At 40.0% G+C, this 12,907-nt stretch carries 8 protein-coding genes; 2 read left to right on the forward strand and 6 right to left on the reverse strand.

The window, feature by feature from the left end; all coding sequences use genetic code 11:
- Window positions 1-8: 8 nt before the first annotated feature.
- The 6 genes from purH to R2800_13025 all read right to left on the reverse strand — a co-directional run bounded on the left by purH (window position 9) and on the right by R2800_13025 (window position 10,629).
- Window positions 9-1,526, reverse strand: a complete 1,518-nt coding sequence (gene purH / locus R2800_13000; GenBank protein ID MEZ5017969.1) for a bifunctional phosphoribosylaminoimidazolecarboxamide formyltransferase/IMP cyclohydrolase — start codon at window positions 1,524-1,526, stop codon at window positions 9-11.
- A gap of 61 nt (window positions 1,527-1,587) precedes the next feature.
- Entirely contained in the window at window positions 1,588-3,663 is a 2,076-nt protein-coding gene (locus tag R2800_13005) for a ComEC/Rec2 family competence protein (GenBank protein MEZ5017970.1), read from the reverse strand.
- Window positions 3,664-3,705: 42 nt separating this feature from the next.
- The gene (locus tag R2800_13010; GenBank protein ID MEZ5017971.1) at window positions 3,706-5,505 is read right to left on the reverse strand and encodes a tetratricopeptide repeat protein; all 1,800 of its coding nucleotides are present in this window, start codon (window positions 5,503-5,505) and stop codon (window positions 3,706-3,708) included.
- A gap of 25 nt (window positions 5,506-5,530) precedes the next feature.
- Window positions 5,531-6,319: a hypothetical protein gene (locus R2800_13015; protein ID MEZ5017972.1), complete on the reverse strand. Its 789-nt coding sequence runs from the start codon at window positions 6,317-6,319 to the stop codon at window positions 5,531-5,533.
- 1 nt (window position 6,320) lies between these two features.
- Window positions 6,321-8,723 carry a 3-hydroxyacyl-CoA dehydrogenase/enoyl-CoA hydratase family protein gene (locus R2800_13020; GenBank protein MEZ5017973.1) on the reverse strand — a complete coding sequence of 801 codons (2,403 nt, stop codon included), beginning with the start codon at window positions 8,721-8,723 and terminating at the stop codon, window positions 6,321-6,323.
- A 115-nt stretch (window positions 8,724-8,838) separates the two neighbouring features.
- A complete protein-coding gene (locus R2800_13025; protein MEZ5017974.1) occupies window positions 8,839-10,629 on the reverse strand; it encodes a hypothetical protein in 1,791 nt (596 codons plus the stop codon).
- A 131-nt stretch (window positions 10,630-10,760) separates the two neighbouring features.
- On the opposite strand from R2800_13025, the gene pheS reads away from it, so the two are divergent.
- Complete coding sequence (pheS, locus tag R2800_13030; GenBank protein MEZ5017975.1) at window positions 10,761-11,786, forward strand: phenylalanine--tRNA ligase subunit alpha; 1,026 nt, start codon at window positions 10,761-10,763, stop codon at window positions 11,784-11,786.
- Window positions 11,787-11,789: 3 nt separating this feature from the next.
- A complete protein-coding gene (locus tag R2800_13035) occupies window positions 11,790-12,791 on the forward strand; it encodes an NAD-dependent epimerase/dehydratase family protein (GenBank protein MEZ5017976.1) in 1,002 nt (333 codons plus the stop codon).
- Window positions 12,792-12,907: the final 116 nt, after the last annotated feature.

Consider the following 12,907-nt stretch of genomic DNA (forward strand, 5'->3'; position numbering starts at 1 on the left):
TTAAGCAATTAGTGTTTAAAATGACGTGTTTTCGTCATTACTAATGCCATATTGTGGTCTTTACAGTATTGTATGGTGTCTTTATCTCTGATAGAACCACCTGGCTGTACAATTGCTGTAATACCTGCTTCATGTGCCATGCGGGCACAGTCGTCGAATGGGAAGAATGCATCAGAAGCCATAACAGCCCCTTCAAGTGAGAAGCCAAATTGCTTCGCTTTCTCTATTGCTTGTCTTAGTGCATCTATACGACTAGTTTGGCCACAGCCTTTACCTATTAATTGCTTGCCTTTTACTAATGCAATAGCATTTGATTTTAAGTGCTTGCAAGCTATGTTGGCAAATAGCAGGTCTTCATTTTCTTGTTCTGTAGCAGCTCTGTCAGCAGCGTTTGTCCACTCTGCATAGTTAGTGCTATCGCTATCTTGAGCTAATACACCGTTAAGTATACGTTTGAATTCACGTTTAGGAACGTGCTGCTCTTTTTGTAGGAGTAGAATGCGATTTTTCTTGCTCTTTAGTATCTCTAAAGCATCAGTATCATAAGCTGGTGCAATAAGAATTTCGAAGAAAAGCTCGTTTATCTTTTCTGCTACTTCTTTGTTGATAGTTTGGTTGGTAGCTAGTACGCCGCCAAATGCACTTTCTGAATCGCCTGCTAAAGCAGCATCCCATGCATCTGACACGTTATCACGCTCTGCTATACCGCAAACGTTTGTGTGTTTGATAACGGCAAAAGTAGGCTTAGCAAATTCTGCTATAATGCCACAGGCAGCATCTACGTCTACAAGATTGTTGTAGGATAGCTCCTTACCGTTTAATTGGTCAAACAACTCATCGATAGCACCATAGAAGGCTGCATTTTGATGAGGGTTCTCGCCGTATCTTAAAGAGTTTTTGTTGTTGATGGAAAGTTGGTATGCCGCAACGTTTTCTTCCGTTTGGTTGAAGTAGTCTGCAATGGCTACGTCATAATGCGCACATTCAGTGAATGCCTCAGCTGCCATTTTTCTACGGTCTTCTATACTTGTCTCACCGCTCTTCTCATTGAGTAGGTTTAGTAAGTAATCATACTGGTTGCGAGAAGAAATGATATTAACGTCCTTATAGTTTTTACCTGCAGCACGTATCAGAGATACACCGCCTATATCTATCTTTTCAATGATAGTTGCTTCTTCACTTGTGTTTTTCACTGTTTCCTCAAAAGGATAAAGATCTACGATCACTAGATCGAATAGAGGAATTTCGTACTCATTAATATGTTCTTGGTCTTGCGTATTGTCTCTACGAGCCAAAATGCCACCAAAAACTTTTGGGTGTAACGTTTTTACACGACCTCCAAGAATAGAAGGGTAGCTGGTAACACTTTCTACTGCAACACATGGTATATCAAGGCCTTCTATAAAAGATTGAGTGCCTCCTGTAGAGTATAGGGTAACTCCTAACTCGTGTAGTTTGCGAACTATAGGCTCTAAACCATCTTTGTAGAATACGGATACTAATGCAGATTTAATCGTGCGATTCATATAAAAACGTTTAATAAGTACGGATTGAGGCGCGAAGATAATAAGGTTATTACAAATAGCCTTAATTGTTGCTTAATATAAATGCACCATCTACACCTGTTATATGGGTAGGTATCTGTAAGAGTTCTTTTTGTTCGGCCCATATAGCAGCCTTTTTTCGTGTAAGTATACTGCTAAAAACTAGCTGCTGTGGGGCATATCTATTTATTAAATGTTGAAGGTCAGCTTCTTTTATATTGTAGTTGATGATAAGTATCTGAACAGTAGTGTCCGGTAGTATTTGTTTTTTATCATTTACTATCAATACGTTTCGGTTATTGATGGTGAACGAATATTTTTCTTGACTGCTGTCACCAGTCTTCCAAGCATGCCAATGTGTATGTGCTGGTCTTAATACATAATATTCACTTTGCTCAGAAAGCTCTTTGCTGCAATTCACTACATAGGTCTTTTTACCCGAAATGTATTCTATGTATCCTGTTCTATTGATATTATATACTACTAGTCGCTCTTGCTGCAAGGCCTTGTTGCTCTGATAAATAAGTACAGCTACTAATATTAGAGTGCTGGCAATACTCAGCATTAACGCTGTTTTTTTCTTTCTGAGTATAAAGGAAGCACATGCTGCAATTGCTAAATAGATCAGCAGTAATTCAAGTTCGTTAATTTGTAGATACTGAAAAGCTTCAATGTTAAGAGGTGCTAGTACTTCAATAGCTTTATTAAAGTAACTAACAAGTGCCACAGTTATGGTTGAAAGAAAACCAGCTACGACAGGTAAAGAGCTAAAGGCAATAATAGCCATGCCTAGTATCAGTATAGCACTCATGAAGAAGTAAGCTATAATATTGGCTATAATGAATTGCACAGGGAAAAGATGGAAGTAATAAATGACCAGTGGTGCAATAAGTAGCTCTGCTGATATACTTGCTGCAATTATTCCCCAAAGTGTACGTAATGGTTTATTGGGTACAGAGAATAATCTATAAATAGGCTTGTAGAATAAGAAAATAGATAGGACTGCTAGAAAAGATAACTGAAACCCAGCGGCAAACAACCATGAGGGTTGTACCAATAACAAAATAAAAGCTGTTGCTAAAAGTTGATTAATGCCATTTTGTTGCTTTTGAAAAGCAAAGCCGATACCGAGAATGGAAAACATGGATGCTGCTCTTACAGCGGAGGCTGGAGCCCCTGCTACTAATACATATAGCCAGATGAGCGGTAATGCCATTAGGTATTTTACCCAACGGTATTTCCTATGCTTTATACCACTCATTAGAAATAGTATCAGAAAAAAGAAAATAGAGATATGCGCACCTGATATGGCAATGACATGAACAATACCTGTATTGGCATAATTTTGAGTTGTTGTACTGTCCAGCGAGCTGCGCTCGCCTACCAGTATTGCTTCTAATAATCCTAAAGTGGCTCTATCACTGATATATGTCTCCAGTTGTGCCACACACCAATTGTGTATTTGCCTTATTGGACTAAGAGAATTTTCATCGGCAAATTCTAGCAGCTCAATGTCTTCTCCTGACAAAAACTGTTGGTAATAAATATTGTTGTTAGCGCAAAACTGCTCGTAGTTAAACTCGAATGGATTACCACTATTTTTTATCCTTTGCCACCGGTCGGGTAGTAGAAGTTTGTCTCCTTCTTTATACGCAGGTGCGCTGTATTTATAAACGTATAAAAAAGCCTTCCCGACAGTATTGAGTTTTTCTTTGTTGTGAAAAGCATGGAGTACTTCTACCTCATACTTCCATGTTTTATTTTTCTCTTCGGCAGCATTGGTTATAAGCACTTCGTACTGTTGCCCTTTGTCAATAGTGTTGCCAAACCATCCTGCTTTATTCTTTATATCTGTTTGGTAAAAGGATAGCCAACCAATAGTTATTAATGCTAGCTGCGCCAAACAAAATTGGACAGCCTTGACTATTGTACGCTGTGAAAGGTAAAGGCTAATGCCATATAAGCTGATAAGTAGAACTAAGGTGATGCTTAAGGTTAACGCATACTCAGTGTTATAAAAATAACTATAGCTGACAGTGCCTGCCACTAATGGTAGCAATAAACGAAAGAAAGGTGCTCTTTCCCAGAAGTAACTTTCTTTTAGTGGCCAGCGTTTCATCGGTTAGGTTATTAGCCACAAAAAGTACAATAAATATTTAGTTTAAGAACTTTTGTTGGGTGCTATCTGTTTCACCTTATCACGAGCTGTTTGTACATAAGTGCTGCCAGGGTATTGTAGTATGAGTTGCTCGTAAAGCTCCGCAGCTTTGGTTTTGTTGTCAAGTTTGTTTTCGTAGAGGTCTGCCATTTTAAAAAGTGCATCATCTCCTAGTACATCATCGCCGTGTTGCTCGTATATAGTTGTGAGGTACTCCAACGCTTCTTTGTATTGCCTATGTTTTTGCGCAATATTAGCGCGTTGCATAAGGATGTCGTCTTTTAGTGGATGATCGGGGAAGGCGGTATTGATACTATCTAGTAAAGCCGCTGCTTCCTCATCTTTGTTTTGAAACTGAAGTAGGTCGGCATAGGCAAAGCGCCTAAGTGGTACATAATTACTGTCGGGTGGTATGTTTTCGGTAATGAGCACAGATAGGTATAATGCGTCATTAGCTATTAGCTCTGTAGTAGAGGCTTTGAGTACGGATAGTTGTGTTTCTGCCCATTCAAAATCACCTCTGTAATAGGCTAGTTTGGCATTGCGAAAACGGGCTTCTTCTCCTTGCATGTCTTCTCTAAATGCTTTGTCTACTTGGCTATAAAGCAGAGATGCTTCCCATATTTCATCAACAAGGATCTTATAGTCGCCAAGTTGAAGTTTTGCCAGTGCTTTAAATTGTCTTGAAGAGTTAGGGTGCTCTATAGCTTCTTCGAGTATCTGTATGGCTTTATGCACACTATCAATATACTGTGCTAGTAGTTTGGCATAGTCTAGCGATATAAGTTGTGCTATGTACAAAGGGTTTTCCTGTAGAAAAGATGCGTATTGAGCACTTAATTGTTTGGTGTCCTCCTCTGTATAGTCAGGATTTTCCTCCAGCATTTTGAACTGCATTAGCAGATATTCATTCTTTACAGAGGTATGAAAGGAGTAATCTTCACCTCTGGAAATCACTTCTTCGTAAGCTTTTCTTGCATACTCATATTCTTTTTCCTTCACGGCATAGCGTGCAAAGTTGAGTATGCGTTCACCGCCATCCTTTAGTCTTAGGTCTAATGCTTTTATTTGAATATAGGCGCCCTCCCAGTCTTCTTTTTGGGTATATAGCCATACCAATATCTCAGAATAGTCTAGGTTGTCAGGCTGCTCGTTTATTTTTTTAATAATCGCTTTTTGGGCTTTAACTATCTTCTTACGGTCATCTTCCAGCAAGTCCATAATGCTTGCTTTTACCTCTTGTATGCCACCACTATAATAGCCTGATCCTGCATCTATAATAGTATATACGGCCTTTTCCATATCGCCTGCTTCTGCATACAGTCTGGCTATAGGCCCGCTATAGATATAGTTATTGTGCAGCATCTCTTTTCCTCGTTCGTAGGTTTTTAATGCCAGCTCCTTTTCTTTAATAGCTAAAAAGGCTTTAGCAACTTCTTGGGTGAGCAAGTCGTCACCAGTAAGCTCAGTTATTGCTTGTTCAAATAACTCTTCTGCTTTTTTCTTTTTGCCTTGTGCTTTATAAAGTAGTCCGAGGTCAATAGTAGTTAGTGAATGGTTGGGGCGTATAGTAAGCTGTTCAGTAACCAGTTTTTCAGCACGTTTATACTCTTTGGTTTTCAATAGCAGCTGAAAATATTCCGTGTATATTTCTTTATTAAGCGGGTTTTTCTTGTACAGCTTTTTGTAAATACTTTCTGCTTCTTTATACTCTTGCGAAAGTACATGTATACGTGCTTTGGTTAATGCCTCCTCTTGGGCAACGGATGTTTGTATAGTCATCCAAAATATACCCAATAGCATTATTATGCATTTATATGATTTTGCCTTATTTAGCATGCTTGTCAAATACAAATTTTTCTCCATCAAAAACGTATACCAATCTGCGATTCGTCATATGTTCTCCTTCGATTATTGGTATATATAGTTTATTATAGTCATCACTCAATGCTATATCAGTTCCTTCTACTTCGTCATCGTTCATTGCAGTATATAAATCGTAGCTGTAGCTAATTGTATTGTATGTTTTTGAAGGAGTATGAAAGATATTAGCTGGTTTCAACTCATTATCTTCAATTATATAGGCCTTAACTCCCTCCTCTATTAATTTAGTAGATAAGCGAGCATTATAAATAGCTAAGTAATAGTTTTTTTTAGATTGGGCCTTTATGTGATATATGCTGTAAAAAGATACACCTCCTTCTGTTTCCTCAAAAGCTTTCGTGCCATTTTGAGTTGCATATTGTATGATATTTGCATAGTCTCTCATGGTCCCGCCCATTTGGGTGTCCCAAGAGTACAAGCGTACTTTGCTGTCAGGAGCAGTCACAATATCCATTCCAGCATCTTGCAGCACTGCTAGTTTAGCAGTTAGTATTTCTGGTTGAGTATTTATTAAGCTCGTTAAGTAGCTACCAAGTTTTTCGTTATAAGCAATAATAGAATCGTATTGATCTACCGTGTCTAAATCAATAGAATCACTATCAACATAGCGCCAAAAGTTCATGGCGTGTAGATAAGATGCCATCTGTTGCTCTGCTTCAGCAATTGTTTGTGCTTTTATAATGTAATTACTAAGCAGTAGTATAATTATGAGTATGGCTTTGCTACAACGCATCTTAATTCCTCAAGGGCTTTCCTGTCTGCAATATACTTTGTAATCGTTCTAATGTTTTACGTTGCCCGCATAAACTAAGAAAAGCCTCTCTTTCCAGATCCAGTAAATATTGTTCACTTACCATTGTAGGCTGTGATAGGTCACCACCACACATTACATAAGCTAGTTTTTCTGCTATTAGTTTATCATAGTCGCTAATGTACTGTCCGCGCCACATGCCATGTATACCTGCCATGAGTGCTCCCAGTCCACTACGCCCTTGCACTTTTATGTCGGTACGAGGTGTAGGTTGTGTATAACCTAGCTCATGAAGGTGTAACACTTTTCGTTTAGCATCGGCAATGCGTCTGTCCATGTTCATAGAGATGCTGTCTGTACCCTTGCGGAATATAGACATGTCAAATGCTTCATGTGCGGAAGTGGCTACTTTAGCAGTACCTATATTGATGAATAGTTGTTGCAAATAGTTGAGCTCTACATCTTCTTTTATATTTCTGTCGGCAGCACGTAGGGTTAGTTCTTTAGTACCACCACCACCTGGTATTAACCCTACGCCCAGCTCTACAAGACCGATATAAGTCTCTGCCGCTGCTTGTACCGCATCTGCATGCAAACACATTTCACAACCACCACCTAATGCCATGCCATGAGGCGCTACTACCACCGGTATGCTGCTGTACCGTAAACGCATGGTTGTGTTTTGGAATTGACGTACTGCCATATCCAACTCATCATACTCTTGCTCTGCGGCAAACATGAATATCAATCCCACATTAGCCCCTGCACTAAACTTGTCACCGCCATTGGCAATGACCAAACCTTTATATTGCTCTTCGGCTATTGCTACAGCCTTTTGTACACCTGCCAATACCTCACCGCCTATGCTGTTCATTTTAGTGTTCCAGCTTAGGGCTACCACATCATCACCAATATCATATAGTGTGCAGGCAGAATTCTGCCATACTACTTTATCATTGTAATGCTCTAGTATAATATAGGACTCGGTACCTGGTATTGCCTTGTACGATTGGCTCGGGATGTCGTAATACTTCTTCTGTCCGTTCTCTGTTTTGTAGAATGTGGTGAAACCTTTTGCCAACATCTCACGTACCCAATCGGCAGCTTTGATACCTGCGGCATCCATCTGCTCCAATACTTTGGCTACACCTAATACATCCCAGCTTTCAAACGCGCCTATCTCCCAACCGAAACCTGCTTTCAGTGCATCGTCTATCTTGTATAGCTCGTCGGCTATTTCAGGGATACGATTGCCGGCATAGGCAAATATCATGTGGTGGAATATGCGGTAGAATTCACCCGCTTTATCCTTACCTGCGTATAGTGCTTTAAGTCTTTGGTTCAGGTCGTCGATGGGCTTAGTAGCTTCTAGCGTAGGAAACAATACTTTCTGCTTAGGAGCATACTCCATCGTCTTTAGGTCTAGCGTCAATATCTCAGACTTACCGCCTTCTCCTCTCACCTTCTTGTAGAAACCTTGTCCCGTTTTATCGCCCAGCCAATTGTTCTCCACCATTTTATCTAGAAATGGTGGCATCTTAAAGATGTCCTTAGCCTCGTCGTTAGGTACATTCTTAGGTAGCTCTTTTGCTACGTGTACCAATGTGTCCAAACCTACCACATCGCCGGTACGGAAGGTGGCAGACTTAGGTCTACCCATCACAGGGCCTGTAAGTTTGTCTATCTGGTCTACCGTCATGTCCAGCTGCTGCATGGCATGAAATACCGCCATGAAACCGAATACACCCACACGGTTGGCTATGAATGCAGGCGTGTCTTTACACAATACAGTTGTTTTACCCAAATGCTTATCACCATACTCCATAAGGAAGTCGATGATCTTAGGGTCTGTATCGGGTGCAGGAATGATCTCAAGTAGTCTTAGATAACGAGGAGGGTTGAAGAAGTGCGTCCCGCAGAAGTGTTTGCGGAAATCTTCGCTACGTCCTTCACTCATCATATGTATCGGTATGCCCGATGTGTTGGAAGTGACCAACGTACCCGGTTTACGATATTGCTCTATCTGTTCAAATACTTTTTGCTTGATGTCTAGCCGCTCTACAACAACCTCCATCACCCAATCATAGTCGCTTATTTTGTGTAAGTCGTCGGTTAGGTTGCCTGTAGTGATATTTTTCGTAATGTCTTTAGTATATACGGCACTTGGTTTAGATTTTAACATTGCCGCCATAGCATTATTCACAATACTATTGCGCCATATAGGGTGCTCTTCAGTTAGTCCTTTGGCTTTGTCTGTTTCAGATAGCTCTCGAGGGATAATGTCCAGCAATAATACCTGCACGCCAATACCTGCAAAATGCGCTGCGATACGGCTACCCATTACCCCACTACCCAATATGGCTATTTTTTGGATGGCTCTATTCATAAAAACCTGTGCTTTACATAACTACTACAATTTACTGAAAAACATTGACGCCAACCTCATGCTTTTACAAATCTTAACAATGGCTGTTGCTATAGTAGAGAAAAGCCAAATGTGGTTATACTTCAAAAGTATAAACCTTGATATTATCTACAATAACAGGAACTATACTACAGGGGTTCCATAGCAGTACTTCTATGGTGTCAAACTCATCTTTGGGAATTTTTACATCAAAATGTATAGTACTTATTTCTTGGGCTTCAGTATATCTGTTTAGTCTAATCATTTTGCTTTTTATTATCTGGTTTTCATTTTTAGAAAACCTAATGGTAAACTGTATCATTTTCCATGCTTCCCATTCTGTAAAAATGGGTTTAGCAATTAGCTGTGCTCTTACCCAATCTGCACCTGTATTTGTATATGAAATAGCTGTCTGTGCAGCATATTTTCTATTGCTATCTATGTACAAAGACCGTTCCCCATCTATTACGTGTGTATTGTTTTCCAAAGTATCTTGTTCAAAATCGTTAGTATGAATTAAGGTCAGGTTCTTGGGTATTCCATCAAAGTATTCATCAATATCCTTGTATATTTTTGTGTGTTTAGGCACGTTGTACCTTCCTATTACATGCCAGTAATACATACTGGTCATTCCTCCTGTCGCATCGTACAGCCCATCTTTGGTATGAGCCTGATAGGTAAACCAAATATTTATGTAAGAAAAAAGCAATAAGAACGGAAGTAATACCCACATAGTAGCTTTCTCGAAAGCATAAGATAGTAATGAGGCAAAAGGAAGTAATATAACAGGATATACTTGTATCATTGCCCTACCTCCTGAGCCTCCATACCACCATATATCCCATGCAGTGGTGATATAAAAACTAAGTATGAAAATGAGCAATACAGCTATTTTGTTTTTCCCAAACTTGAGGAACGGTATTATGCCTACAAAAGAAAGTGCTAACATGGGTGTGTAGGACAGCCACCCACTGCGTGCACTGAAAACGTAATTATATACATGTTGTGCCAACCAAGAAAACCCCTTTTCTTCATATGTGTATACTAAAAGTTTTCCAGTGGTATACTGCCAGTATGCAAGCTGTATACTGCCTAATAACAAGATAACTACAGTTGTTATTATCAAGTGTTTCTTATGCCGTGCAAAGAAGTGTAATCTTTCTCGAGCAGCTTTTATAGATGGAGACTCTACTCCCCATAGTATAGGTATGAGTATTGCAATGATTTCTGTAGGGCGAATCAATATCATCAACCCTAGCAATACACCAATTCTATAAGAATACTTGCGTTTAGGCGTTTTGTAAAAATTATCTGTATTCAGCAGTAGCAGTGCATATAGTGTAAATAACCAATTGTGTGTTTGCGCGCCATCTATAGCGGTATAGTTTAGATAATTAGTGCCTACGACTAATAGTAGTAGCATTACTGCTGTTACCTTGTCCGAATAAAGCCTTAGCAAAAGCTTTCTATAGTACCACATACCAAGCAATGCCATAAATACACTGCCCAGTTGCAATGCTAGCTGATATGGGGTTGAAAATCCGTTGGCAGCATAGCCCAAAGGGACTGATAAAATATGCGCAATTGTGAAAAATGGCAGGTACATTACAGCCATGCCTATACTGTAGTTTGGTATATAATGATTGCTCTCTACATCGTGCACCAGTTGGCTTTTGGCTCTTTTATGGTCATTAACAGCATTAGGGGGTAGAGGCTTGTCGCCTTCTATATCGTCATATATAAATGCGGCAGGTAGGTACCAGTAGTATGATGTTACGTCATATTCAATAACACGCTCTACATCTTCATGCGTCCATTTAGGATAGAAGAAAAAAGACGTATATAGCAATACAACAACAGATAGGATATAGGCAATTCTAGAGCGCATTATAGGTATCAGTATTTCCAATAAAACGTCTAGTATTAATCCCTCATTATACTTTTACTGTCCTTTTATTGTCACAAATTAAATAGTGCACTGAAATACCACCTATCCATCATTTCTCTATCTTTGCGGCTATGCAATCGCTACAGGAAAAGATAAATGCACTAAAAGCAGAGATAGAAGAAACAATGCTCGCCAGCGCGGATGAGCTAGAGCAATATCGTATCAAGTTTCTAGGTACCAAGGGTATTGTGAAGGAGATATTCAGTGAAATGAAGAATGTGCCTAAGGAAATGAAGAAAGAAGCAGGGCAAATGCTTAACACCTTCAAGAAAGCTGCTGAGGCCAAGTTTGAAGAGTTTAAATATCTGCAAGGTGGTGGTGGAAAGAAAGCTGCTAATGTAGATATTACCCTACCAGGTACACCACAAGCTTTAGGTACACGCCATCCGTTGCGTATTGTAGAAAATGAGATCGTATCCATACTCGAAAAGATAGGTTTTAGCGTAGCTACAGGGCCTGAAGTAGAGGATGACTGGCATAACTTCACCTCGTTGAATATGCCTGCCGACCATACTGCACGTGATATGCAGGATACATTCTATGTGCAGCAAAACCCAGACTGGGTGCTACGTACCCATACCTCAAGCGTACAGGCAAGAATATTAGAAGAGAAAGAACTGCCCGTACGTGTAATATGCCCAGGGCGTGTATATAGAAACGAAACCATATCAGCTCGTGCACACTGCTTCTTCCATCAGGTAGAAGGTCTGTATGTAGATAAAAATGTATCGTTTGCCGACTTGAAGCAAACACTTTACTACTTCGTAACAGAGCTTTTTGGTGAAAAAACCAAAGTTCGTTTCCGTCCATCTTATTTCCCATTCACAGAGCCAAGTGCAGAGATGGATATCTCTTGTACTGTATGTGGTGGCGATGGTTGCAGCTTGTGTAAGCACACTGGCTGGGTAGAGATACTAGGTTGTGGTATGGTACACCCCAACATGCTACGCAACTTTGGTATAGACCCTGAGGTATATACAGGTTTTGCCTTTGGTATGGGTGTAGAGCGTATCACACAGATCAAGTTTCAGGTGAATGATTTGCGACTATATTCACAGAACGACGTAAGATTCCTCAAGCAATTTCAGTCTTTATAGATTTTGGTAGACGATGCACATATCACACTCATTACAGGAGCAAGTGGTTTTTTAGGTAGCCATTTGGTGCGCCATCTATCTGCTCAAGGGCATTCGGTAAGGGCATTATATAATAGCACTTTACCAAGCGATGAGCTCCGCGAACTCAAAGGTGTAGACTGGCAACAGGCTGATCTGCTAGATATATTTGACGTGGAGCGTGTGATGGAGGGTGTTAGTAAGGTATATCACTGTGCTGCCATAGTGTCTTTTGCCCCTAAGGATAAAGAGCGCATGGTACACTTCAACATAGAAGCTACTAAGCATATAGTAAACGAGTGTATAGAGCGTGGCATCAGCCGTATTGTATATGTCAGCTCTGTAGCTGCACTAGGTAGAAATGCCGAAGCTAAAGAAATAACCGAAGAAGAACAGTGGGAAGAGAGTAAATACAACTCTACCTACGCCTATAGTAAACATCGTGCAGAGCTAGAAGTATGGCGTGGTGTAGGTGAAGGGTTACATGCCAATATCGTGTGTCCTGGTGTGATATTGGGTGAGGGCAACTGGGAGGTAGGGTCTGCCAACTTATTGAAAGTGGTGGCTCAAGAGTTTCCTTTTTATACTGATGGGGTCAACTCTTTTGTAGATGTGAAAGATGTTGTCAAAGCCATGTACTTACTTATGGAAGGCGATGTGCAGGACGAACGCTTTATACTAAGTGCAGGCAATTTCCCGTATAAAAGGATATTCACCCTAATGGCGAGACAACTAGGAGTACGTCCGCCGCATATACATGCCAGTAGGTGGATGACAGAATTGGTATGGAGGTGGAAGGCAATACAGGCATTTATTACGGGGAAACAACATACTATTACTAAAGAAACCGCTGCTACAGCACAGCGTAAAACCTACTATAATAACACCAAGTTGCCGCAGTATATACCTGATTTTCAGTATACTGCTATAGAAGACACTATTGGCAGAATGGCAGAGGCCTACAAGGCACAGAAAGTTAACGAATAGAAAAAACTTTAGTTTATTATCAAAAACATTTGTATCCTTGCAATAGAAGAGGTATCCACATCCTCTCATTTTTCAGTTTACTGAATAAAAACAATCCCAATTCTTTTTTTACTGAT

Origin of the sequence: Flavipsychrobacter sp. (genome assembly GCA_041392855.1) — a bacterium.
GTDB lineage: Bacteria > Bacteroidota > Bacteroidia > Chitinophagales > Chitinophagaceae > UBA5543.